Origin of the sequence: Streptomyces sp. CB00455 (assembly GCF_001905445.1) — a bacterium.
Lineage (GTDB): Bacteria > Actinomycetota > Actinomycetes > Streptomycetales > Streptomycetaceae > Streptomyces.
In genome coordinates this window covers 379,349-403,473 of sequence record NZ_LIVQ01000003.1, presented here as the reverse complement: position 1 = coordinate 403,473, position 24,125 = coordinate 379,349, and the positions used below count along the sequence as shown (strand labels likewise).

The following is a 24,125-nucleotide window of genomic DNA, read 5'->3' as shown; positions in this document are numbered from 1 at the left end:
TTCCGGACAAAGGAGAGGTGGTGAAGAAGATCCCTGACGGGCAGGACAGGGCGGGACCGGGGTGCGGTCCGCGACGACTGTAAATCCCTGATCGATGATCGATCAAATAAAAGTGACAAAGAAACGTCCATACGACAAAAGTCGGCACCGCGTGCCAGGAAACAAGGCACGCGGTGCCGGTCGAATCGGGACGAACGGCGCTCCGCGGCGGGCGATCAGGCCCGCGGGGCGCACCCCAGGACATGCCGCTTCACCAGCACGCCGATGTCGGGATCCTGGCTGCGGAAGGCCGCGACCAGGGCCTCGTGCTCCTCCGCGTAGGACTTCTGGACGGTCCCGAGCCACCGGATCGACAGGGCCGTGAACACCTCGATACCCAGGCTCTCCCAGGTGTGCAGCAGCACGCTGTTGCCGGCCGCCCGCACCAGCTCCCGGTGGAAGCCCACCGTGTGGCGCACCTGGGCCGTGCCGTCCTCGCTGCGGTCCGCCTCCCACAGCGCGGCGACGTGCGGCTCCAGCGCCGTGCAGTCGGCCGCCAGCCGGGGCGCGGCCAGCTCGGCGGCGATCTGCTCCAGGCCGGCCCGGACCGGGTAGATCTCCTCCAGGTCCGTCGCCGAGAGGTTCCGTACGCGCACGCCCTTGTTGGGCGCCGACTCGATCAGCCGCAGGGTCTCCAGCTCGCGCAGGGCCTCGCGCACCGGGGTCTGGCTGACCTCCAGCTCCACGGCGATCCGGCGCTCGACGATCCGCTCTCCGGGCTTCCAGCGCCCGCTGACGATCCCCTCCACGATGTGCTCGCGGATCTGCTCGCGCAGCGAGTGCACGACGGGTGGGGTGATCATCGGGGCTTCATCTCCTGGGGGGCGTGCAGGGACGTGCGGGGCCTGATGCGTAGACAATACGGCGGCGCCCCCGCCCGGAAGTATCCCGGACGGGGGCGCCGACGGTGAGGCTCGTTACAAGCCGGCCGCTTACAGGCCGAGCTCGACCTCGAACTCGCCTGCCTCCAGGATCGCCTTGACGGCGGAGAGGTAGCGGGCCGCGTCCGCGCCGTCCACCAGGCGGTGGTCGTAGGACAGGGTCAGGTACGTCATGTCGCGGATGCCGATGTTGGTGCCCTCGGCGGTCTCGATGACCACCGGGCGCTTGACCGTGGCACCGATGCCCAGGATGGCGACCTGGTTCGGCGGCACGATGACCGTGTCGAACAGCGCACCGCGCGAGCCGGTGTTGCTGATGGTGAAGGTCGCGCCCGACAGCTCGTCCGGCGTGATCTTGTTGCCGCGGACCTTGGCGGCCAGGTCGGCGGTGGCCTTGGAGATGCCCGCCAGGTTGAGGTCGCCGGCACCCTTGATGACCGGGGTCATCAGGCCCTTCTCGGAGTCCACGGCGATGCCGATGTTCTCCGAGTCGAAGTAGGTGATCGTGCCCTCGTCCTCGTTGATCCGGGCGTTGACGACCGCGTGGGCCTTCAGCGCCTGGGCCGCGGCCTTGACGAAGAACGGCATCGGGGACAGCTTGACGCCCTCTCGGGCGAGGAAGCCGGCCTTGGCCTTCTCGCGCAGCTTCATGATCTTGGTGATGTCCACCTCGACCACGGAGCTGAGCTGCGCCTGCGAGTGCAGGGCCTTCATCATGTTGTCGCCGATGACCTTGCGCATGCGGGTCATCTTGACCGTCTGACCGCGCAGCTCGGAGACCGCGGCGGCCGGGGCCTTCGCGGCCGGAGCGGCGGCCGGAGCCGGAGCCGGAGCGGCGGCGGCCTTGGCGGCCTCGGCGGCGGCCAGGACGTCCTGCTTGCGGATGCGGCCACCGACACCGGTGCCCGAGACCTGCGACAGGTCGACGTTGGACTCCGTGGCGAGCTTGCGCACCAGCGGGGTCACGTACGCGCCCTCGTCGCCGGCGGGTGCCGGGGCGGAGGGGGCTGCGGCCGGAGCCGGCGCGGCCACGGGGGCGGCGGCCTGGACCGGAGCCGGAGCGGCGGCGGGAGCTTCGGCCTGGACCGCAGCCGGAGCCGGGGCGGCGGCGGGGGCTTCGGCCTGGACCGGAGCCGGAGCCGGAGCCGCGGGGGCGGCGGCCTGGACCGGAGCCGGAGCTGGGGCGGCGGGAGTCTCGGCCTGGACCGGAGCCGGAGCCGGGGCGGCGGGAGCCTCGGCCGGAGCCGGGGCGGCGGGAGCCGGAGCGGCCGCGGGGGCGGCACCGGCCACGCCGATGACGGCCAGACGGGCGCCGACCTCGGCGGTCTCGTCCTCGCCGACCAGGATCTCCAGCAGGGTGCCGCCGACCGGCGCGGGGATCTCGGTGTCGACCTTGTCGGTCGAGACCTCCAGCAGCGGCTCGTCGGCCTCGACCGACTCGCCGACCTGCTTCAGCCAGCGGGTGACGGTGCCCTCGGTGACGGACTCGCCCAGCGCGGGGAGCACGACGTCGGTGCCCTCCGCGGAGCCGCCGCCGGTGGCCGCCTCGGCCGTCGGGGCGGGGGCCGGAGCCTCGGCCTCGGTGGACGGGGTGGCCTGCGGGGCCTCCGGAGCCGCGGGGGCCTCGGCGGCGGGGGCGGCCTCGGCGGCGGGCGCCTCGGCGGCAGGCGCCGGCGTGCCGGAGCCGTCGTCGATGACGGCCAGCTCGGCGCCGACCTCGACGGTCTCGTCCTCGGCGACCTTGATGGAGGCCAGGATGCCGGAGGCGGGAGACGGGATCTCGGTGTCGACCTTGTCGGTCGACACCTCGAGCAGCGGCTCGTCGGCCTCGACTCGCTCGCCCTCGGCCTTCAGCCAACGGGTGACAGTGCCCTCGGACACGCTCTCTCCGAGCGCCGGCAGGGTTACGGAAACCGGCATGGTTTCAGTTGCTCCTAACGGTGGGTCTCCCCGGCCCGCGCGTAGCGCCGGGCGAGGGGAAGTGCGGAAGTGGTCGTCGCGCCCGTGACGATTAGTCGTGGGAGTGAAGCGGCTTGCCGGCCAGGGCCAGGTGGGCCTCGCCGAGCGCTTCGTTCTGGGTCGGGTGCGCGTGGATGAGCTGCGCGACCTCGGCCGGCAGGGCCTCCCAGTTGTAGATCAGCTGGGCCTCGCCGACCTGCTCGCCCATCCGGTCACCGACCATGTGGACGCCGACCACGGCACCGTCCTTGACCTGGACGAGCTTGATCTCGCCCGCGGTCTTGAGGATCTTGCTCTTGCCGTTGCCCGCGAGGTTGTACTTCAGGGCCACGACCTTGTCCGCGCCGTAGATCTCCTTGGCCTTGGCCTCGGTGATGCCGACGGACGCGACCTCGGGGTGGCAGTAGGTGACGCGCGGGACACCGTCGTAGTCGATCGGGACGGTCTTGAGACCGGCCAGACGCTCCGCGACCAGGATGCCCTCGGCGAAGCCGACGTGCGCGAGCTGGAGGGTCGGGACGAGGTCGCCGACGGCCGAGATGGTCGGCACGTTGGTCTGCATGTACTCGTCGACCAGGACGTAGCCGCGGTCCATCGCGACGCCCTGCTCTTCGTAGCCCAGGCCCTGCGAGACCGGGCCGCGGCCGATGGCGACCAGGAGCACCTCGGCCTCGAAGGTCTTGCCGTCGGCCAGCGTGACGCGCACGCCGTTCTCGGTGTACTCGGCCTTGTCGAAGAAGGTGCCGAGGTTGAACTTGATGCCGCGCTTGCGGAAGGCGCGCTCCAGCAGCTTGGAGCTGTTCTCGTCCTCGACCGGCACGAGGTGCTTGAGACCCTCGACGACGGTGACGTCGGTGCCGAAGGACTTCCAGGCCGAGGCGAACTCGACGCCGATGACGCCGCCGCCCAGGACGATGGCGGACTGCGGCACGCGGTCCAGGACCAGCGCGTGGTCCGAGGAGATGATGCGGTTGCCGTCGATGTTCAGGCCCGGCAGCGAGCGCGGCACGGAGCCGGTCGCCAGCAGGACGTGGCGGCCCTGGATGCGCCGGCCGTTCACGTCGACGGAGGTCGGCGAGGAGAGGCGGCCCTCACCCTCGATGTAGGTCACCTTGCGGGAGGCGACCAGGCCCTGCAGGCCCTTGTACAGGCCCGAGACGACCTCGTCCTTGTACTTGTGGACACCCGCGATGTCGATGCCCTCGAAGGAGGCCTTGACACCGAACTGGGCGGCTTCACGGGCCTGGTCCGCGATCTCGCCCGCGTGCAGCAGAGCCTTCGTGGGGATGCAGCCGTTGTGCAGGCAGGTGCCACCGAGCTTGTTCTTCTCGATCAGGGCAACGTCCAGACCCAGCTGGGATGCGCGCAGCGCCGCGGCGTAACCGCCACTGCCACCGCCGAGGATCACTAGGTCGAAAACGGTGCTGGCGTCGTTCGCCACGTCACGTCCTCCATGCATGTGCGCCGGGCACCGGTCCTCTGTGACCGGGCGGCGGCTGGTATTCGGCCGCTTGTTTCTTCGGCCCTGTGGTGGGGGCCCTGTCCTGCCGAGAACCCATCTTCGCATTTGTCGGGGGAACCCGGGACGCCGGGCCCACCATGTGGCAGGGCGTTCTGCCCGGAGCGAGGGTTACCGTTGCGTAGAAACCTACGGATTTCGTTGTGATCGAACACACCCCGGGCCCCGGTCGGTGTGCGACCGGGGCCCGGGGTGGAGCTGCCGACGGAGCTGCCGCGCCGGGCCGCTGTCAGCCCAGGTCGCCGGTGGCGGTGCGCTCGGCCAGCCGCACCAGGGTGCGCACGGCGGAGCCGGTGCCGCCCTTGGGGGTGTAGCCGTACGGGGCGCCCTCGTGGAAGGCCGGGCCCGCGATGTCGAGGTGGGCCCAGGTGATGCCCTCGCCGACGAACTCCTGGAGGAACAGGCCGGCCAGCAGGCCGCCGCCCATGCGCTCGCCCATGTTCGCGATGTCCGCGGTGGGGGAGTCGAAGCTCTTGCGCAGGTCCGCGGGGAGCGGCATCGGCCAGGACGCCTCGCCGACCTCCTCGGCGATCTCGTGGATCGAGGTGCGGAAGGCGTCGTCGTTGGCCATGATCCCGAAGGTCCGGTTGCCGAGGGCCAGCACCATGGCGCCGGTCAGGGTGGCGACGTCGACGATCGCGTCCGGGTTGTCCTCGGAGGCCTTGGTCAGCGCGTCCGCGAGGACCAGGCGGCCCTCGGCGTCCGTGTTGAGGACCTCGACGGTCTTGCCGCTGTACATGCGCAGCACGTCACCGGGGCGGGTGGCGGAGCCGGACGGCATGTTCTCGGCGAGCGCGAGCCAGCCGGTGACGTTGACCCGGAGGCCCAGCTTCGCGGCCGCGACGACGGCCGCGAACACGGCGGCGGCGCCGCTCATGTCGCACTTCATCGTCTCGTTGTGGCCGGCCGGCTTGAGCGAGATGCCGCCCGAGTCGTAGGTGATGCCCTTGCCGACGAAGGCCAGGGTCTTCTCCGCCTTGGAGTGCGTGTAGGAGAGCTTCACCAGGCGCGGCGGGTTCTCGGAGCCCTTGCCGACGCCGATCAGGCCGCCGTAGCCGCCCTTGAGGAGCGCCTTCTCGTCCAGGACCTGGACCTTGATGCCGTGCTCCTTCGCGGTCGCGGACGCGACGGCGGCGAAGGCCTCGGGGGTGAGGTCGTTCGGCGGGGTGTTGATCAGGTCGCGGGCGATGTTGACCTCGGTCGCGACGACCGTGGCGCGCTCCGCCGCGGCCTTGTGCTCCTTGTCGCGCGGCTTGGCGCCCAGCAGGACCACCTCGGCGAGCGGCTGCTTGGGACCGGCGGCCTTGTCGCCGCCGGCCTTCTTCTCGCCGCCCTGGTAGGCGGTGAAGGCGTAGGCGCCCAGCAGGGCGCCCTCGGCGACGGCGGTGACGGCCGAGGCGTCGTCCAGGGGGAGGGCGAAAGCGGCCTTCTTGGTTCCGTGCAGGGCGCGGGCGGCGGCGCCGGCGGCGCGGCGCAGCGCCTCCTCGTCGAACGACTCGTCCTGCTCCGGGACGGAGCCGAGCCCGACCGCCAGCACGACCGGGACCTTCAGGCCAGCCGGGGCCGGCAGCTTGGTGATCTCGCCTTCGACGCCCGAGGCACCGAGCGCGTCGAGCACGGCGGCGAGCTTACCGTCGTACGCCTTGTCCACGGCCTCGGCTCCTGCGGCCACGACCGGGCCCTTGGGGCCCTTCGCGACACCGACGACGAGGGCGTCGGCGCGCAGCGTCGCCGCGCCGGCAGTGCTGAGAGTCAGAGCAGTCACGGTGGTGAAGTCTCGCTTCCGTTTGTAAGTGTGGGCCGAGTGGGTGGACGGCCATCCGCAGCGATCGTATTCGGGGCCCGACGGCCGCCGGAAACGAGCCTACGCGCACGCACTCATCCGTACGCCACTCGAAGGTTTGGCAAGTTGTTCGATCAAGAGGCCACCGGGTTCACCCGTCCGTGGACTCTGCTCCAGGTTTGCCCCGTAGACCGGAGGACGTCCGAGAGACTCGGTCCACTCTCGCAAGGGGACGCGGGGTTCCTTTGCATGATTTCCACAGAGCCTCCCCGGCCCGGCCGACCGCCACAGGCCGTGTCGAGGGATGCCTGCGGGGGGAAAGGCCGAAATGGTCAACAAGAACCGGATGAACAGGGTCGCCGCCGCCATGGCAGCGGCAGCCCTGGTGTCCGTGGCAGTACCCGCCGCGACCGCCCAGGCGGCCACGGCTCCGCGCATCGACCTGAAGGTGCTGGTCGTCGACGACGGCGGCAGCTCGGTCGAGGCGATCACGACGGAACTCCGGGACACCGGGGTGCCCTTCACCCGCGTGGCGCTGGGCACGGCGAACCGCCCGGTCATCGACGCCGCCTACCTCGCCGACACCGTGGACGGCCGCCCGCGCGCCAAGTACCAGGGAGTCGTCCTGCCCAACGAGAACCCCTTCGGGGAGGGGTCGGCCGAGATGGTCGCGCTCACCGCGTACGAGACGGCCTACGGGATCCGCCAGGTCGACGCCTACACCTGGGCCCACCCCGGCGTCGGGCTGGAATACACCGACAACGGCGGCTTCAGCGGGCAGCTCGACGGCACCCGGGCCGCGGTCACCGCGGCCGGCACGGCGGGCCCCTTCGGCTACCTCGGGGGCCAGGTCGCCTTCGAGGACAACTCGCCCCTCGTGCCCGAGAGCTTTGGGTTCATGGGCAAGCCCCGGGCGGGCTACACCAGTTACCTCGACGCGCCCGTCGGGTCCGGCCGGGCCTCACTGGTCGGCGAGTACGCCCACGACGGCCGCAGCGAACTCGTGGTCACCTTCGGCTACAACCAGTACCAGCAGCAGTTCCGGCTGCTGGCCCGCGGCATCGTCGACTGGCTCACCCAGGGCGTCCACCTCGGCCAGAGCCGCAACTACTTCGCGGTCCACGTCGACGACGTCTTCGCCCCGGACGCCCGCTGGAGCAAGGAGCTCAACTGCACGCCTGGCGACTACGCCTGCCCGGGCGGCGAGGGCAAGGAGAGCACCATCCGGATGACCGCCGCCGACGCCCGCTACCTGGCGCAGTGGCAGCAGACCAAGGGCTTCAAGCTGGACCTGCTCTTCAACGCGGGCGCCGGGGAGGAGTGGAAGACGCAGAACGGCGGCACCGACGCCCTCACCGCGCAGCTGGTCGCCGACCGGGCCGGGTACCGCTGGATGAACCACACCTACACCCACCCCTTCCTCGGCTGCGTCCAGAACACCGACACCGTTCCCTGGACCTGCACCAGGAACGCGCAGGGCGCGGTCAACTGGATGAGCCGGGCCGAGATCTCCGCGCAGATCCGCGACAACAACAACTGGGCCGCGGCCAAGGGCATCACGACCGACCGCTCCGAGCTCGTCACCGGTGAGCACTCGGGCCTCAAGACGGCCCCGCAGCAGCCCCAGGACAACCCCAACCTGGCCGGCGCGCTCGCCGACAACGGCGTCAAGTGGGCGGGCAGCGACAACTCCCGCGAACCCGCCCAGCGGGCGGTCGGCGCCGCCCTCACCGTGCCCCGTCACCCGATGAACGTGTACTACAACACGGGCACCAACGCGGAGATGGCGGACGAGTACAACTGGATCTACGCCGCCCGCGCGGCCGGCGGCAGCGGACTGTGCGAGGACAACCCCGCCACCTCCACCTGCCTGCCGGCCGCGCTCGACGTGAACACCGGCTACCTGCAGTACATCGCCCCGCAGGAGGCCCGCACCGCCCTGCGCCACGTGCTGGCCAACGACCCCCGCCCCCACTACGTCCACCAGTCCAACCTCGCCGAGGACCGCACCCTCTACCCCGTGCTCGACCAGGTCCTCGACACCTACCGCGCCCTCTACGCTCCCAGCGCGCCGCTCGTCAACCAGAGCATGAAGGGCACCGGCGTCGAGCTGAGCCGCCGCACCGCCTGGGACAAGGCGCTCGCGGACGGCAAGGTGACCGCCTACCGCATCGGCACCGCCGTCACCGTCAAGGCGCCCTCCGGGACCGTCGCCCCGGTGACCGCCCCCAACGGGACCAGGAAGCAACTGCTGCTCGGCACGGCCGACTTCGGCACCGCCTACGCGGGCACCCGCTCCACCTGGACCGCACCCGAGCCGCTGCAGAGCGCCGTCACGCTCAGGCTGCCCGGCTGACCGTCCGGGTCATCCCGCAAGCAGTCACCGGTACCACCTAGCGCCGGCGCTCCGCGAACAACGGGCGCCGGCCCCTTTTCCGTCCTGGGGGGACACACCGCATGAGCCATGGGCGTCATGTCACCATGCTCACCGAAGGCACCTACCCGCACGTCCACGGGGGCGTCAGCACCTGGTGCGACCAGCTGGTCCGCGGCATGCCGGAGGTCGACTTCAACGTCATAGCCCTGACCGGCTCCGGACGCGAGCCGGTCACCTGGGAACTGCCGCGCAACGTCTACCGCCACACCGCCGTCCCGCTCTGGGGGCCGCCCCCCTCACGCGGCCGGCGCGGGCGCCGCCCGGCCCTGCGGGGCCGGACCCACCGCCGCTTCACCGAGACCTACGAAGCCTTCCTGCTCTCCCTGCTCGACCCGCGCCGCGGCGGCTTCTCCGAAGCCCTGCGCGAACTGACCCTCCTCGCCCGGGCCGGCCGCCTCGCCCCGGCCCTGCGCTCCGAGTCCGTCCTGCGGCTGCTGATGAGCGTGTGGACCCGCCCCGCTCTCGGCACCGCCGCCGCCCAGCCCACCATCCACGACGCGCTCACCGCCACCGACCTGCTCGAACACGCCCTGCGGCCGCTCAGCGTGCGCATCCCGCCCGACAGCGTCGCGCACGCCGTCAGCAGCGGCCTCGCCACCCTCCCGGCGCTCGCCGCCAAGTACCTCGACGAGGTCCCCTTCCTCCTGACCGAGCACGGCATATACCTGCGCGAGCGCTACCTCGGCTACCGCAGCGCCGCGCAGCGCTGGCCCGTCAAGGCCCTCCTCCTCGGCTTCTACCGCGAGCTCAACTCCGAGGGGTACCGGCAGGCCGACCTGATCACCCCCTGCAACCAGTACAACCGCCGCTGGGAGGAGCGCGGGGGCGCCGACGCCGACCGCATCCGCACCGTCTACAACGGCGTCGACCCGCACGCCTTCCCCGAGGCCGGGCCCGAACCCGAGGTGCCCACCCTCAGCTGGTGCGGCCGCATCGACCCCATCAAGGACCTGGAAACCCTCATCCGCGCCTACTCCTTCATGCGCCGGGAACTGCCCGCCCTGCGGCTGCGGCTCTTCGGGCCCGTCCCGGCCGGCTGCGAGGAGTACCGGCTGCGCCTGGAAGAGCTCGCCACCGAGCTCGGAGTGAGCGACGGGATCACCTACGAGGGCCGCATCGAGCAGGTCGCGCAGGCCTACGCGGCCGGCAGCGTCGTGATGCTCTCCTCCATCAGCGAGGGCTTCCCCTTCAGCATCATCGAGGCCATGTCCTGCGGCCGCACCACCGTCTCCACCGACGTCGGCGGGGTGCGCGAGGCCGTCGGCGACACCGGACTCGTCGTCCCGCCGCGCGAACCCGAGACCATGGCCCGCGCCACGCTCGCCCTGCTGCGCGACGGCGAACGCCGCGCCGAGCTCGGCCGGTTGTCCCGCAAACGGGTGGTGGAGAAGTTCACCCTGCACCGGTCCGTGGACGGCTTCCGGCACATCTACCGGGAACTGGCCGGCCAGCCCCTCCTGCCCGTCCGCGACGGCGACTACTGGACGCAGCGGCTCGCCGACCCCTGGTACCGCGAACTGGCCGCGCTGGGGCGCCCCCGGACGGACTCCGCCGAAGGGAGCCGCCGGTGAGCGGGTCCCTCTGGCTCGAACCGCCCGGCCCCGCAGCGGCCTGGGTACCCGTCGGCCACGCGGGCGCCGGGCGCCGCCCCGCGCGGCCGGCGCGCATCCCCAGCGACACGCTCCCGGCCGTCCCCAGGCAGCGCCGCGGGGAGCCTGCGGCCGACCCGATGGAGGAACTCGCTGGCCGGCTCGGCGGGTTCATCGCCGCCGCCGTCCACCCGGACGAGATCGCCGCCGTCCTCGAATCCGACGGCATGACCGACGAGTACATCCGCCTCACCTACGGCCGCCACGACTCCTTCGCCCTCGCCGAGGAGCTCTACGCCAAGGTGCCGCGCTCCTTCCTCGAGCCCGACGTCCCCGACCCCTGGAGGGTGTCCCTCACCGCCTGTCTGCTGCGCGGGGTGATCTTCGCGCTGCCCGGCCTGGCCTACGTCCTCGGCGCGCCCCTGTTCGAAGGCCCGAAGGACCGGCTCGGTCTGCCCGCCGGCACCCTGACCCTGCTCGCCGGGGCGCTGATCGGCTGGGTCTGGGACCAGACCCTCTCCCACCGGGCCTACTCCTGGCTGGGCCTCGGCGACCGGGCCGCCGCCGGGCGGACCCTGCTCGTCGGAGCCCCCGCCGGATCACTGCTGGGCACGGCCGCCGCACTGGCCGTGCCCGGCGGACCGCCCTTCTCCTACGTCTTCGCCGCCGGACAGGCCCTCTACGTCGGGGCCGCCACCGTCCTGCTCGTCCTCGGCCGGGAGCGGGTGCTGCTCGCCGCACTCGGTCCGATGGCCGCCGGCGCCCTGCTCGCGCTCTTCGTGGACCTGCCCGTGCCGGTGCGCGTGACGCTGCTCGCGGTGTCCCTGCTGGCCGCCTGCGCCCTGGCCGTGCGCCGGCTCCCGGTGGCCGAGGGCGCACGCGCCGCAGCCGCCCGCCTCCGGGACCGGACGGGGCGCCGCCCCGGTACCGGCTCGGTCCGCTGGCGGATGCTGCGCGGCGCCGAGGAGGAGTACGCCCCGCGCGGCCCCCGGCTCGCGGACTCCGTCCCGTACGGGGTCTTCGGCCTCGGGACCGGTCTGCTCGTGCTGTACGCCGCCCTCGGCGAGGTCCTCGCGGGCGGTCCCGCCGAGGCCGTCGCCGCCCCCTCGGCCGTGGCCCTCACCCTCAGCATGGGACCAGCCGAATGGCTGCTGCACCGTTTCCGCAGCGGCAGCCTCGCCGGGCTGCGGGCCGCCCGCTCGCCCGGCGCCTTCCGGCGGCGGATGCTCGCCACCCTGGGCCGGTGCCTCGCCGCCTACCTCGCGGTGCTGCTGGCCCTCGGGCTGGCCGGAACCCTCCTGTGGCCGGGCGCCCCGGGCCTGGGCGGGGCCCGGGTCGCGACCCTGCTCCTGCTCGGCGCCGTGATGTGGACCGGGCTGCTGCTCCAGTCCTTCGGGGCCGTCCGCCCGGCCGCCGTCGTCTGCGCCTCGGCCGCCGTCGCGCAGAGCCTGGCGCTGCTGACGGGGGTGGGCCAGCCCCGCGCGGTCCAACTGGTCGTGGCGGCCGCCGCCGCGGCCGCCCTGGCCACGCTGGTCTGCCTGCTCCTCGGCCGGGCGACGGCGCACCGGTGAACCACGTGACACCGTACGAACGGTACGGACCGGACGAGAAGAAGGACCCCATGCTGCTGGTGCCCCTCTACGAGCACCCCGCCGACCGGCCCGAAGCCTGGGACCGGCTCATCCGCTCGGCCGACCGCCTGCACTCGGTGGTGCTCAACCCCGACAGCGGTCCGGGCGAGGCCCCCGACGAGCGGTTCGCCCTCGTCGCCGAGAGGCTGCGCGCGGCCGGAGTGCCCGTCCTCGGCTACGCCGACACCGACTACGGGCGCCGTCCGCACGCCGAGGTGGTCCAGGACCTGCTGCGCCACCGCGACTGGTACGGCACCGACGGGACCTTCCTCGACCAGGCCGCCTCCGAGCCGGCGCTGCTGCCCCACTACGAACGGCTCGCCGTCGCCGCGCGCGCCGCGGGCGCCCGCACCCTCGTCCTCAACCACGGGGTGCACCCGCATCCCGGTTACGCCGACCTCGCCGACCTCCTCGTCACCTTCGAGGGCCCCTGGGACGCCTACCGGAAGGCGGGCGCGGCACCGTCCTGGACCGCCGACCACCCCGCCCAGCGCTTCTGCCACCTCGTCTACGCCGTCCCCCCGGGGGCCACGGCCGCCGGGATCGCCGAGGAACTGGTCACCGAGCGGGGGGCCGCGGTGTACTGCGCGGTCCCCGGCACGGGTGCGCACCCGTGGGGGACCCTCCCGTACGCCCTGGAGGAGGCGGGATGAGGACGATGAACCCGTGGCGCCCGGCGCGTGCGCACGGCCCCGGCCGCCCGGCTCCCCGGCGGCCGCGGCGGCGGCCCGGCGGCCCCGGGAGGCTGCTGCGGGTCGCGCTGCTCGTACCGCTCCTGCTGCTCGCCGCCTGCACGGCGCAGCCGCAGGACGACGAGGAGGACGGCCGCCACCCCCGGCCCGGCCAGGCGCCGGGGGAGCGCTGGCAGCCCGCGCCCGGGGTCGGCTGGCAGTGGCAGCTCAGCGGCAGGCTCGACACCTCGGTGAACGCGCCGGTGTACGACATCGACGGGTTCACCACCACCAAGGAGCAGGTGACGGGGTTGAAGGGAGCCGGGCGGAGGACCATCTGCTACCTCTCCACCGGCGCCTGGGAGGACTTCCGGCCCGACGCCCGGGACTTCCCCGAGGACATGCTGGGGCGGGGCAACGGCTGGGACGGCGAGCGCTGGCTGGACATCCGGCGGACGGCCGAGCTGGAACCGCTGATGACCAGGCGGATCGACATGTGCCGCGACAAGGGCTTCGACGCGGTGGAGCCGGACAACATGGACGCCTACGACAACACCTCGGGCTTCCCGCTCACCGCCGGGGACCAGCTGCGCTACAACCGGCTGATCGCGGGGCTCGCCCACGACCGGGGCCTGGCGGTCGGCCTGAAGAACGACCTCGACCAGATCCCGCAGCTCGTCGGCGACTTCGACTTCGCGGTCAACGAGCAGTGCGCGCAGTACCGCGAGTGCGAGCGGCTGAGCCCCTTCGTCCAGGCCGGCAAGGCCGTCTTCCACGCGGAGTACGAACTGGGCCCGGACCGTTTCTGCCCGCGCTCACGCGCGCTGAGGCTGAGCTCCTTGCAGAAAAAGTACGAATTGGACGCCTGGCGCCGCACGTGTTAGCCCGGTCCCGCGCCCGGCCGTCCGCCCGCCGTCACCGATCACAGGTCAGGGGTCACGGGTCACGGGTCACGGGTCAGGGGTCACACGGGAAGGACGGCGTGCACCCGGTAGCCGCCGCCGTAGCGGGGCCCGGCGAAACAGGAACCGCCCAGGGCGCCGGCCCGTTCGCGCATGCCCAGCAGGCCGTGGCCGCCGCCGGGGCCGTCCGGCTCCGCGGGCCCGTCGCCCGGCCCGTCGTCGGGCGCGCCGGTCTGCGCCTCGGCCGCCGGACCGTCAGGGGTGCCGCCGTCGTCCAGCACGGTCACCTCCACCGAGGACCCGATCCGCACCACGCTGACCTCGGCGCGCGCCCCCGGCGCCGCGTGCTTGCGCACGTTGGTCAGCGCCTCCTGCACGACCCGGTACGCCGCCAGGTCGACGGCCGCCGGCAGCGGATCCCGCTCGGGACCCAGCTGGACGATCACCTCCACCGGCAGTCCGGCGTGCCGGAAGGTGTCCACCAGCCCGTCCAGGACCGCCAGCCCCGGCGCGGGCTCGGTCGGCGCCTCCGGGTCGCCGGACTGGCGCAGCAGCCCGACCGTGGCGCGCAGCTCGTTCAGCGCCGAGCGGCTCGCGTCCCGTACGTGGGCCAGCGCCTCCTTGGCCTGGTCGGGGCGCTTGTCCATGACGTGCGCGGCCACTCCCGCCTGCACGTTGACCAGGGCGATGTGGTGGGCCACCACGTCGTGCAGGTCCCGGGCGATCCGCAGCCGCTCCTCGGCGACCCGGCGCCGCGCTTCCTCGTCCCGGGTCCGTTCGGCCCGTTCGGCCCGTTCCCGGATGGCGTCGACGAAGGCCCGCCGGCTGCGCACGGCGTCACCGGCGGCCGCGGCCATCCCGGTCCAGGCGAAGATCCCGAGGTTCTCCTGCGCGTACCAGGGCAGGGGCCCGGCGAGCATGGCCACGCCGGTCAGCCCGGCCATCGTGAGCAGCCCGACCCGCCACGTCGTGGGCCGGTCGGTGCGCGCGGCCACCGTGTACAGGGCGATCACCGTGCACATGGCGACGGGCGCCCGCGGCTCCCCGGTGGTCAGCTCCAGCAGCGAGAGGCCGCAGGTGACGGCGAGCACGGTGCGGGGGCGGCGGCGCCGCAGCACCAGCGAGGCGGCGCCGAGCAGCATCAGCAGCAGGGACAACGGCTCGGGGGTGCGCGTGCCGAAGGCGGGGCCGTGCGGGCCGTGGGGATCGGCGAAGGAGCCGACGACCATGGAGAGGAACGCCCCGGACGCGAGCAGGGCATCGGTGGCGAGCGGATGGGCGCGCATCCACTGCCGGGTGGGAGCGAACGGCCCGAGGTCTGTCGTCACCCCGATACGGTACGTGCTGCCCCGGCGGCCCCACTCCCGGCGGCCCCACTCCCGGCGGCCCCACTCCCGGCGGACGCCCGGCGGCCGGGTTCACCCGCGGCGGACGTCCGGGGGGTGCGGGCGCCGGCCCAGCGGCGTGCGGGAGCGTTCGGGCCCCCAGCGCGCGCGGACCACGCAGACGGCCATCACGGCGGCGATGGCCGCCAGGTGCTCCTTGCCCGCCAGGTTGTCCTTGACCAGGACCTCGCCGATCATCACCAGCACCACCACGGCGCCGGTGAGGTAGGCCCGGTAGCGCCAGCAGACGTAGAGGGCGAGGCCGACCACGGCGGCGGAGGGCCCGGTGTCGTTGACGATCCGGTCCGACACCGGCAGGCCCAAGGGGTGGCCGGGTCCCAGCGAGAGCCCGACGCGGGCGTAGGTGGTCCCGGCGAGGGTGGCGACGTAGCCGATGACCAGCGTGCGCCACCAGCCGATGCAGATCTCCGAGATGCCGAAGACGAGCAGGACCTGCGCGAGCGCCCCCCACACCGGCAGGTCCAGGGCGGGGACGAACAGCGACAGCGGGGTGCGCAGCAGGGCGAGCCAGAACGGGTCGACGGCTTTGACCGATCCGAGGTTCTGGACCGGCAGGAAGCCCCAGGAGGTGTTCTGCACGATCTGGAAGACCGAGGTCAGACAGACCGCCCCGATGGTCATCGGGACGGCCCGCCACCTCTCGTGGACGAGCGCGTCCCGGACGGTCCGGAACAGGGGCCCCCACTCGCGGCGGGCGAACCGCCGCGGTGAGGAGGTCGTCCACGCTGTCAACGGCGGGTCTCCAGGTGTCTGCGGTGCAGCCACTTCGGCAGGCCGGGGGCTTCCAGGAAGCCCTCGGCCCGGCCCGCCGCGATGCCGATCCGCAACAGGTCCGAACTCTTCTCGAAGAGCATGAACCGCGGTTCCCAGATGGGCCGGTATTTGGCGTTGGCCCGGTAGAGGGACTCGATCTGCCACCACCGCGAGAAGAAGCTCAGCAGGGAGCGCCACATCCGCAGCACCGGACCGGCGCCGAGCCGCGACCCGCGCTCGAAGACGGACCGGAACATCGCGAAGTTCAGCGAGACCTGGGTGACCCCGATCTCCTTGGACCGTTCGAGGAGTTCGATCACCATGAACTCCATCAGGCCGTTCTCGGAGTCCCGGTCACGGCGCATCAGGTCCAGCGACAGGCCCCCCGGTCCCCACGGTACGAAGGACAGCACGGCCCGCAGGTCGCCGTTGCCGTCGGTGCACTCCAGCATCACGCACTGGCCGTCCGCGGGATCGCCCAGCCGGCCCAGTGCCATGGAGAAGCCGCGCTCGGTCGCGCCGTCGCGCCAGTCGTCGGCGCGCCGCACGAGCTCGTCCATCTCCTCGGCCGGGATGTCGGCGTGGCGGCGGATGCGGACGGTGTAGCCGGCGCGCTTGACGCGGTTGAAGGCCTGCCGGACGGTCCGCATGGCGCGGCCGTCCAGGGTGAACTCGGCGGTCTCCACGATCGCCTCGTCGCCCAGCTCCAGCGCGTCCAGGCCGTGCCGGGCGTAGACCTGTCCGGCCTCCTCGCTCGCGCCCATGACCGCCGGCACCCAGCCGTGCTCGCGGGCCTCGGCCAGCCACGGCTCGATGGCGCCGGGCCATGCCTCGGGGTCGCCGATCGGGTCGCCGGAGGCCAGCGAGACCCCGCCGACGACGCGGTAGGTGACGGCGGCCTTGCCGGTGGGGGACCAGATGACGGACTTCTCGCGGCGCAGCGCGAAGTAGCCGAGGGAGTCGCGGTCGCCCTGCTTGGCGAGCAGCACCCGCAGCCGCTCCTCGTCCTCCTCGGAGAGCGGGTCCACGACGCGGCGCGAGCGGAAGGCCGCGAACAGCACGGCGAGGAGCAGCAGCATCGACACCACGTTGACGAAGACGTCCACCCAGGCGGGCGTGGTGATCGTGCTGGAGGCCCTGGCGTCCGGATCCAGGGTGATCAGCCGCATGGCGCCGTACCGCCACCGGGTCAGGAAGGTGGCGTCGGCGCGGTCGGCGGCGGTGTTGGTGGCGCCGACGAGGAGCGCCGCGACGAGCGAGGTGACCAGCAGGCCGACGGCGGCCACGACGGTGGCGAGCGCCGGGTTGGAGCGGTCGCCCTTGGCGTAGAACTCCCGGCGGCCCAGCAGCAGGGCGGCGACGAAGGCCGCCGTCAGGGCGAGGGAGACCCAGTTCTGGGCGTGCTCGCGGAACTCCGGGTAGCACAGGCCGGGGGACCAGTTGGTGCACGGGGCGAACGCGGCGCGGGCGAAGTCGAGCAGCAGCATCCCCCCCAGCACCAGGTTCAGGATCCAGGCGGCGCGCTTGCGGCGGCCCATGGTGACGGCGAGCAGCAGCGAGAACAGGCCGGAGGCGAAGCCGGCCGTGAGCAGGTACGGGGTGTAGAAGTCCTCGGCGTTGTGCTGGCGCAGGTCCTGTCCCAGGGACACCCACACCGCGCTGAGGAAGTTGACGAAGGTGACGGCCCGCAGATACCAGACCGCGAACCCGGCGCTGCGCCGTGAGCGGGTGCTCCCCCGGCCGGTCTCCCGGCCCCCCGCCGTCCTGCCGGCGGGGTCGCCGCCGGTCACTTTCCTGCCGGATGCCGGTCCGGGCGCCGGTACGGTGCCGCGGCCGGTCTCTACGCTGGTCAAACGGACCTCTCCCATAAAAAGCGATCATATGGGGCGTCGCTGTCCGTAGTGGGCGTGTCCGGGAACCGCGGCCTGGTCATGGCCGTGGGCCCCGGGGGCTCACTCCGTCGGCTCCCGCGCCGCCCCTCCGTCAGACGTCGTGCGAGGCCGCGCCCGGCGGGAGTTCCGCCGCGAGCGCGGCGGCCGCCTGGACGAGGGGGAGCGCCAGCAGGGCCCCGGTACCTTCCCCCACAATGACGCCGTGGTCGAGCACAGGGTTGAGCGCCATCCGGTCCAGGGCCTTCGTCTGGCCGGGCTCGCCGCTCGCCTGACCGGCCAGCCACCAGTCGGGGGCCCGGAACGCGGCGCGCTGGGCCACCAGACCGCAGGCCGCCGAGACGACGCCGTCGAGGATGACCGGTGTGCGGCGCACCGCGCACTGGAGCAGGAAACCGGTGATCGCGGCGACATCGGCGCCGCCGACCGCGGCCAGCAGCGCCACCTGGTCGCCGAGGACCGGCCGGGCCCGGCGCAGCGCGTCGCGGATCGCCGCGCACTTGCGCATCCAGGTCAGGTCGTCGATGGGCAGCCCGCCGCGGCCGGTGACCACGGAGGCGTCGGTGCCGCACAGGGCCGCGACGAGGGTGGCGGCGACCGTGGTCCCGCCCACGCTGAGGTCGCCGAGGACCACGAGGTCCGTACCGGAGTCGGCCTCCTCGTCGGCGATCCTGATCCCCAGTTCGAGGGCCGCCCGGGTCTCCTCGACGGTGAGCGCGTCCTCCACGTCGATCCGGCCGCTGCCGCGCCGGACGCGGTGCCTGACCACGTCCTCGGGGAGCAGCGCCGGATCGCAGTCCAGCCCGGCGTCGACGATCCGTACGGTGGCGCCGAGCCGTCCGGCCAGGATGGCGACGGGGCTGGCCCCGTCGAGCACGGACCGCACCAGCTCGTGCCCGGTGGAGGCGGCCCGCGCCGACACGCCCCCGGAGGCGATGCCGTGGTCCGCGGCGAACAGCACCACACGGGGGTGCTCGACCGGTCTGACCGGCACCCGGCCCTGTGCGGCGGCGAGCCACTCGGCGAGCTCGTCGAGCCGGCCCAGCGCACCGGGCGGCACGGCCAGCCGTTCACGGCGTTCCTCGGCATCACGCCGGACGCCCCCGTCGGGGCGCTCGATCAGATCGGAGAAGTCGTCGAGATTCAGCGTGCTCATCTGCCAGAGCGTACAGCCGGTGAGGCCCTCCCCAAGCCCCCTTCCACCGCCGGTGGAACGGGGGTTGAGGAGGGTGCCGCTCCGCTCCCGGTCCGCTCCGGCATCAGTCCTTGAGGACCAGCGGCAGACCGGCCACCACCAGCAGGACGTGCTCGCACTCGGCCGCCACCGCGCTGTTGAGACGGCCCAGTTCGTCGCGGAAACGGCGGCCCGAGGCCGTCGCGGGCACGACACCGGAGCCGACCTCGTTGCTGACCAGCACCACCCGGCGGGGGGTCGCGCGTACGGCCGCCGCCAGCGCGGCCGTACGCTCCCGCAGCTCCCGGTGTCCGCTCCTGGCCCACACCGCGTCGTCCCAGGCGCCGGCCCGGTCCATCGCGTCCGTCAGCCACAGCGCCAGACAGTCGATCAGCAGCGGCGGGCCCTCCTCGGCCAGCAGCGGGAGGAGGTCGCAGCTCTCCACCGTCCGCCAGCTCGCCGGCCGCCGCTCCCGGTGCAGGCCGATGCGCTGCGCCCACTCCGCGTCGCCGTCGCGGGCGCCGCCGGTGGCCACGTAGACCACCCCGGGGAAGGACTCCAGCCGCCGCTCCGCCTCGACGGACTTCCCCGAGCGGGCCCCGCCCAGGACCAGGGTCCGGTGCGGCAGTCCGGGACCCGCGTGGTACTCCCCGACGGTCACGGTGGTCCCGTCCGGCACAAGCCTCACCCCGGCGGCCGCGCACCGGCGCTCCAGCTCGCGGCCGGGCGGGGTGTCGTGGTCGAGGTGGACGGCGATCACGTCCGTGGCCGGTCCCGCCGCGCCGCTCGACCGCAGCCGCGCCAGCGCCTCGGGCCGGCCCAGCACGTCGGCGAGGACCATGTCGTACGGGCGCTGCCCGTGCAGTGCGCCGGTCCCCGCGGGCGCTCCGCCGGGCGGCAGGTACAGCAGCCGTGCGCCGTCCGGACCGGTCACCTCGTACCCGGTCCCCGGCGCGTCCATGGGCACCGCCCGCACCCGGTGTCCGGAGATCACCGAAAGCTCCTGCCCGTCCGGCACCCGCCCGGCGGCCGGCAGCCCGGGCGGCAGCTCCACCGCGGGACCGTCGTGCGGGTGGGTGAGCAGCACCTGGCGCACACCGGCCAGCGAATGCCCGGCCCGCGCCCCGGCCAATACGGCCCCGGGGGTCAGGTCGAGCAGCAGCGCCCCGTCGACGAGGACGGCGGTGGCGGCGCGCGAGCACGGGCCGACGGAGCGTGCGCAGGCCGCGCAGGGACAGCCGGGGCGGGGCAGGCCCTCGGGTGTGCCGGTTCCGAGCAGAGTGAGTTCCACAGGATGATCCTCCCGCGTCGCCGGGAGTGGTGCGCGCCCGGCTACTCTGCGGGCAGACTCAAGGCGAGAAGCGTGCAGCAGCGGACGAGCAACGGAGGCGGACATGGCGTGGACGTGGCGGTTCGAGACGGCCGAGGGCACCGAGACGGCACCGTCGGTGGTGCCGGAGGAGTTCACCACGCAGGGGGACGCGGAGTCCTGGATCGGTGAGTACTGGAAGGACCTGCTGGAGGGCGGCGTCGAGCAGGTCAAGCTGTCCGACGACGGCGGAACCGAGCTCTACACGATGAGCCTGCGCGCGGCCCTGGACGCATAGGCCGTCCGGCCGGTGACCGGCCGCCGGGTTCGCCCCGCGGCCGGGGTCCCGCGCCCCGGCGCCCTGCGCGGTGCGGGAGCCGGGAGCGTGTGTCCCGGCCCCTGCTCGCAGGCGGCGCCCCGGACCGTGCTCAGCCCCGTACGCCGCACAGGTGCAGCAGCGCGGCCACGCCGCGGTAGGGGTCGGTGCGCCCGGCGCGCTCCTCGGCGGCCAGCAGCCGCTCCAGCTCCTCCTCGGGCGGCAGACCCTCGCCGGCCTCGGTGCCGTCGGTGAAGACGCGTACCCCGTACCAGGCCTGGAGGGGTGCTCCGATCCCGGAGAAGGTGGACGTCAGCCCGGCCAGGCGGTCGGCCCGGACGTCGAGGCCCAGCCGGTTCGTGTAGGCGACGCCGTCGAATGCGTCCAGCGCGGCGTCCCAGTCGCCGCTCAGGCCGGGACGCATGGCGAGCGCGTCGCCGTTGCGCACCAGCAGGGACAGCAGTCCGCCCGGCGCGAGCATGCGGGCGAGCCCGGCGAGCATGGCGTCCGGCTCGGGCACATACATCAGCACCCCGTGGCACAGCACCACGTCGAAGCTGCCCGGCAGGAAGTGCGCGCCGGTCTCCCGGCCGTCGCCCTCCATGAGGCTGACCCGGTCGCGGATCCCCGCGGGTTCCGCGTCCAGCGCCTCCCGGGCGACGGCCAGCATCCCCGGGTCCTTCTCCAGGCCGGTCACCTTGTGCCCGGCCCGGGCGAGGCGCAGGGCCTGGGTGCCCTGGCCCATGCCGACGTCAAGGACGCGCAGCCGCTGCCCCACCGGGAAACGGTGCACGATCTGCTCGTCCACCTGCCGCCCCACGAGCTCCTGGCGGACGGCGTTGCGCAGTCCGCCCAAGCCCTCCAGCCACCGGCGGGCTCCCCCCGGGCCCCCCCAGGCGAAGCCGTCCCCCGACGCTCCGGGCGTCTCTGCGCTCAGGGTCGTTCCCCGCGCTTGACCTGCGGCTTCGGCAGACGGAGCCGGCGCATCTGGAGGGTGCGCATGAGACCGTAGGCCACGGCGCCCCGGCGGGGCTCGTCCGCGAAGCGCGCGTCCAGCGCCTTGCGCAGGCGGAAGACCAGGCCGATGGAGTCGAGGATGATCAGGACGATCACGCCCATCCACAGCATCAGGGCGATGTTCTGGATCTGGTTGACCCGCACCATGCTCAGCACCAGGATGATCACTGCCAGGGGCAGGAACATCTCGGCGACCGAGAAGCGCGAGTCGACGAAGTCCCGGACGAACTTGCGCACCGGGCCCTTGTCGCGGGCGGGCAGATAGCGCTCGTCGCCGTTGGCCAGCGCCTCGCGCTGCTTGGCCATCTCCACGCGACGGCGCTCACGGGCTCGCTTGGCATCCTCCTTGCGGTTGCCGGTCGAGGCCACCACGGTCTTGCGCTGCGACTGGGCCACAGCACGCTTCGGCGTAGGGCGGCCCTTCGGGGCCTGCGGGTCACGGGGCTGCGAGAGGTCGGCGCTCACCTTGTCGGTGGCGGCGGCCTTCTCTTCCTTGGAGGAGCGGCTACCAAACACAAAACCCAAGCCTACGTGGTTGCGGGCATGGGCCCCACCCCGCCGGGGAACGATCCGGCAACGGCGGGCGTCCTTCCCTTTGCACGGTCCGGTCCGCGGGGACCGCTCTTCGTACCGCTCGGGGGCCCACCTACTCCTTGCGCCTGATACGGCGCGGGTGCAGTCGTCCTGGAGGAGGAGCGCATCCGTACTCGAACAGTGCGGTAATGGAGACAGGGCCCGTACTGTGGGTCCTGTCGGTGACCTGGAGCACAGTCCGTCTAGAAGGGGGCGCGCGAAGCCCATGAGCGGTGTCATGAAGCGTATGGGGATGATCTTCCGCGCGAAGGCGAACAAGGCCCTGGACCGGGCCGAGGACCCGCGCGAAACCCTCGACTACTCGTACCAGAAGCAGCTGGAACTGCTGCAGAAGGTACGCCGCGGTGTCGCCGATGTCGCGACGTCCCGCAAGCGCCTGGAACTGCAGCTCAACCAGCTCCAGGGCCAGTCCGCGAAGCTGGAGGACCAGGGCCGCAAGGCGCTCGCCCTCGGCCGCGAGGACCTGGCCCGCGAGGCCCTCTCCCGCCGCGCCTCGCTCCAGCAGCAGGTCAGCGACCTGGAGGTGCAGCACCAGACCCTCCAGGGCGAGGAGGAGAAGCTGACCCTCGCCGCGCAGCGCCTGCAGGCCAAGGTGGACGCCTTCCGGACGAAGAAGGAGACCATCAAGGCCACCTACACCGCGGCCCAGGCGCAGACCCGGATCGCGGAGTCCTTTTCCGGCATCTCGGAGGAGATGAGCGACGTGGGCCTCGCCATCCAGCGGGCGGAGGACAAGACCGCCCAGCTCCAGGCCCGCGCCGGCGCGATCGACGAACTGCTGGCCTCCGGTGCGCTGGACGACCAGAGCGGCCTCGCGAGGGACGACATCCAGACCGAGCTGGACCGCCTGTCGGGCGGCACGGACGTGGAGCTGGAGCTCCAGCGGATGAAGGCCGAGCTGGCGGGCGGCCCGTCCGCGCAGCAGCAGGCCATCGAGGGCGGCGCCCCGGGCACCGACCGGCAGCCGCAGAGCGGTCACCGCTTCGACAAGCAGTAGGACGGGGCCCGTCATGATTGTCCGCATCATGGGGGAAGGCCAGGTGGAGATGGCCGACGGCCACCTCGCCGAGCTGGGCAGGCTGGACGACGAGCTGCTCGCCGAGATGCAGAGCGGTGACGAGGAGGGTTTCCGGCGCACGCTGGGCGCACTGCTCGAAGCCGTACGGCGCCTCGGCCGGCCGCTGCCCGACGAGGCGCTGGAGCCCTCGGAGCTGATCCTGCCCGGGCCGGAGGCGAGCCTGGACGAGGTCAGGGAGATGCTCGACGGCGACGGTCTGATCCCGGACTGACGCGGCGGTGGACGGCGGGCCCGCCCCCCGCCGCGGCGGGGGGCGGGCCCGCCGCCGTCCGTCCCCAGGTGCGTGCGTCTCCGGGTGCCCGCCTCTCCGGAGGCCCGCTTACTCGGGTGCCCGCGTCCTCAGGTGCCCGCGTCCTTCGGGCCGTCCGGTCCTGAGTGCCCCGGCGGCCCCGGCGGCCGCTCCAGGGCGGCGGCCGGCCGCTCCGGGTCGGGGGTGCCGCCGATGAAGTTCTCGAAGCTGCGGCGCGGGCGCGCCCACCGCCGGTCGTGGTGGAAGGCGCGCAGCTTGGACTTGGCGCGGGCCCGCGGGCGCTTGGCGTAGAACCTCCTGGCGAAGGGCGATCCGGGCCGAGCCAGCCGGACCGCCCCGATCAGCGCCACGAAGGGGATGACCGTGCCGAAGAACGCGGTGCGCGCCTTGCCCTTCCACAGGGCGATCAGGGCCAGGAAGAAATTGGTGGCGGTGTTCATGACGACCAGCCCCCGGCTGTGGCGCTCGTCGGAGGTCAGGTCGTTCACCCCGAAGGGCAGGAAACCGCCCAGGACCAGCGCCACCAGGGCGGCCGTCAGGACCACGATCTCCACGCTCTTGCGGCCCTGCTCGCTCCAGTAGACGTCGTCGAGGTGCAGGATCAGCGCGAACTCGTCCAGCACCAGGCCGGCGCCGATCCCGAAGACCACGGCCGAGAGCCCGGCGCCGAAGCCGTGCCGGCCGCTGCCGATCGCCCCGAAACCACCGATGATCACGAGGATCACCCCCGGCACCACGTGGTGGATGTGGATGCCGCCAGGGGTCACGTTCTTGAACGGTCCCCGACCGGCCCGGATCATCCGGGTGATCACCCGGGTGACGAGGAACGACGTCACGAAGGAGAGCAGGGCCAGCAGCAACGGCAGCTTCCCCGGTTCGACGACGTTGCGGTACCACCAGTGACCCATCGCACCCCTTCCCCAGCCGT

General features: G+C 73.1%; 20 protein-coding genes. 8 read left to right on the top strand and 12 right to left on the bottom strand.

What is annotated here, in order from left to right:
• Positions 1-215 precede the first annotated feature (215 nt).
• From AMK16_RS14385 to AMK16_RS14370, 4 genes are all read right to left on the bottom strand, one after another.
• On the bottom strand, positions 216-839 hold the full coding sequence (locus AMK16_RS14385; protein ID WP_073915998.1) for a GntR family transcriptional regulator: 624 nt from the start codon (positions 837-839) through the stop codon (positions 216-218).
• A 132-nt stretch (positions 840-971) separates the two neighbouring features.
• Entirely contained in the window at positions 972-2,840 is a 1,869-nt protein-coding gene (gene sucB, locus AMK16_RS14380; protein ID WP_073914560.1) for a 2-oxoglutarate dehydrogenase, E2 component, dihydrolipoamide succinyltransferase, read from the bottom strand.
• A gap of 91 nt (positions 2,841-2,931) precedes the next feature.
• Positions 2,932-4,320, bottom strand: a complete 1,389-nt coding sequence (gene lpdA / locus AMK16_RS14375; RefSeq protein WP_073914558.1) for a dihydrolipoyl dehydrogenase — start codon at positions 4,318-4,320, stop codon at positions 2,932-2,934.
• A gap of 307 nt (positions 4,321-4,627) precedes the next feature.
• On the bottom strand, positions 4,628-6,163 hold the full coding sequence (locus AMK16_RS14370; protein WP_073914557.1) for a leucyl aminopeptidase: 1,536 nt from the start codon (positions 6,161-6,163) through the stop codon (positions 4,628-4,630).
• A 346-nt stretch (positions 6,164-6,509) separates the two neighbouring features.
• Here AMK16_RS14370 and AMK16_RS14365 point away from each other — a divergent pair, with 346 nt between their 5' ends.
• From AMK16_RS14365 to AMK16_RS14345, 5 genes are all read left to right on the top strand, one after another.
• On the top strand, positions 6,510-8,537 hold the full coding sequence (locus tag AMK16_RS14365) for a hypothetical protein (protein ID WP_073914555.1): 2,028 nt from the start codon (positions 6,510-6,512) through the stop codon (positions 8,535-8,537).
• Positions 8,538-8,638: 101 nt separating this feature from the next.
• On the top strand, positions 8,639-10,189 hold the full coding sequence (pelF, locus tag AMK16_RS14360; protein ID WP_073914553.1) for a GT4 family glycosyltransferase PelF: 1,551 nt from the start codon (positions 8,639-8,641) through the stop codon (positions 10,187-10,189).
• Positions 10,186-11,778, top strand: a complete 1,593-nt coding sequence (locus AMK16_RS14355; protein ID WP_079191504.1) for a hypothetical protein — start codon at positions 10,186-10,188, stop codon at positions 11,776-11,778. The genes pelF and AMK16_RS14355 overlap by 4 nt, the downstream gene beginning before the upstream one ends.
• Before the next feature lie 50 nt (positions 11,779-11,828).
• Entirely contained in the window at positions 11,829-12,491 is a 663-nt protein-coding gene (locus AMK16_RS14350) for a spherulation-specific family 4 protein (protein ID WP_073915992.1), read from the top strand.
• The gene (locus tag AMK16_RS14345) at positions 12,488-13,393 is read left to right on the top strand and encodes an endo alpha-1,4 polygalactosaminidase (RefSeq protein WP_079191503.1); all 906 of its coding nucleotides are present in this window, start codon (positions 12,488-12,490) and stop codon (positions 13,391-13,393) included. Before AMK16_RS14350 ends, AMK16_RS14345 begins: the two co-directional genes overlap by 4 nt.
• 80 nt (positions 13,394-13,473) lie before the next feature.
• Here the strand turns inward: AMK16_RS14345 and AMK16_RS14340 are convergent, their stop codons facing one another.
• The 5 genes from AMK16_RS14340 to AMK16_RS14320 form a co-directional block, all read right to left on the bottom strand.
• Positions 13,474-14,697, bottom strand: coding sequence for a sensor histidine kinase (locus AMK16_RS14340; protein WP_073915987.1), 1,224 nt, complete (start codon positions 14,695-14,697; stop codon positions 13,474-13,476).
• Between the two features lie 132 nt (positions 14,698-14,829).
• A complete protein-coding gene (locus AMK16_RS36210; RefSeq protein ID WP_073914551.1) occupies positions 14,830-15,549 on the bottom strand; it encodes a hypothetical protein in 720 nt (239 codons plus the stop codon).
• Positions 15,546-17,438, bottom strand: coding sequence for a phosphatidylglycerol lysyltransferase domain-containing protein (locus AMK16_RS14330; RefSeq protein WP_079191502.1), 1,893 nt, complete (start codon positions 17,436-17,438; stop codon positions 15,546-15,548). The genes AMK16_RS36210 and AMK16_RS14330 overlap by 4 nt, the downstream gene beginning before the upstream one ends.
• 115 nt (positions 17,439-17,553) lie before the next feature.
• A complete protein-coding gene (gene cobT / locus AMK16_RS14325) occupies positions 17,554-18,615 on the bottom strand; it encodes a nicotinate-nucleotide--dimethylbenzimidazole phosphoribosyltransferase (protein ID WP_073914546.1) in 1,062 nt (353 codons plus the stop codon).
• Between the two features lie 103 nt (positions 18,616-18,718).
• Positions 18,719-19,924 carry a bifunctional adenosylcobinamide kinase/adenosylcobinamide-phosphate guanylyltransferase gene (locus tag AMK16_RS14320; protein WP_073914543.1) on the bottom strand — a complete coding sequence of 402 codons (1,206 nt, stop codon included), beginning with the start codon at positions 19,922-19,924 and terminating at the stop codon, positions 18,719-18,721.
• A gap of 103 nt (positions 19,925-20,027) precedes the next feature.
• On the opposite strand from AMK16_RS14320, the gene AMK16_RS14315 reads away from it, so the two are divergent.
• Positions 20,028-20,240 (top strand): hypothetical protein, encoded by a 213-nt coding sequence (locus AMK16_RS14315; RefSeq protein ID WP_073914541.1) that lies wholly within the window; start codon positions 20,028-20,030, stop codon positions 20,238-20,240.
• A 130-nt stretch (positions 20,241-20,370) separates the two neighbouring features.
• On the opposite strand, the gene AMK16_RS14310 is transcribed toward AMK16_RS14315, so the two are convergent.
• Both AMK16_RS14310 and AMK16_RS14305 read right to left on the bottom strand, forming a co-directional pair.
• The gene (locus AMK16_RS14310) at positions 20,371-21,114 is read right to left on the bottom strand and encodes a class I SAM-dependent methyltransferase (protein ID WP_242438725.1); all 744 of its coding nucleotides are present in this window, start codon (positions 21,112-21,114) and stop codon (positions 20,371-20,373) included.
• Positions 21,115-21,191: 77 nt separating this feature from the next.
• A complete protein-coding gene (locus tag AMK16_RS14305; protein ID WP_107417138.1) occupies positions 21,192-21,800 on the bottom strand; it encodes a DUF3043 domain-containing protein in 609 nt (202 codons plus the stop codon).
• Between the two features lie 274 nt (positions 21,801-22,074).
• Between AMK16_RS14305 and AMK16_RS14300 the strand changes: the two genes are divergently transcribed.
• Both AMK16_RS14300 and pspAA read left to right on the top strand, forming a co-directional pair.
• Positions 22,075-22,866 (top strand): PspA/IM30 family protein, encoded by a 792-nt coding sequence (locus AMK16_RS14300; RefSeq protein WP_073914538.1) that lies wholly within the window; start codon positions 22,075-22,077, stop codon positions 22,864-22,866.
• 13 nt (positions 22,867-22,879) lie between these two features.
• The gene (gene pspAA, locus AMK16_RS14295; RefSeq protein ID WP_073914535.1) at positions 22,880-23,158 is read left to right on the top strand and encodes a PspA-associated protein PspAA; all 279 of its coding nucleotides are present in this window, start codon (positions 22,880-22,882) and stop codon (positions 23,156-23,158) included.
• Between the two features lie 128 nt (positions 23,159-23,286).
• Here pspAA and AMK16_RS14290 read toward each other — a convergent pair whose 3' ends face one another.
• The gene (locus tag AMK16_RS14290) at positions 23,287-24,105 is read right to left on the bottom strand and encodes a hypothetical protein (RefSeq protein ID WP_073914533.1); all 819 of its coding nucleotides are present in this window, start codon (positions 24,103-24,105) and stop codon (positions 23,287-23,289) included.
• Positions 24,106-24,125: the final 20 nt, after the last annotated feature.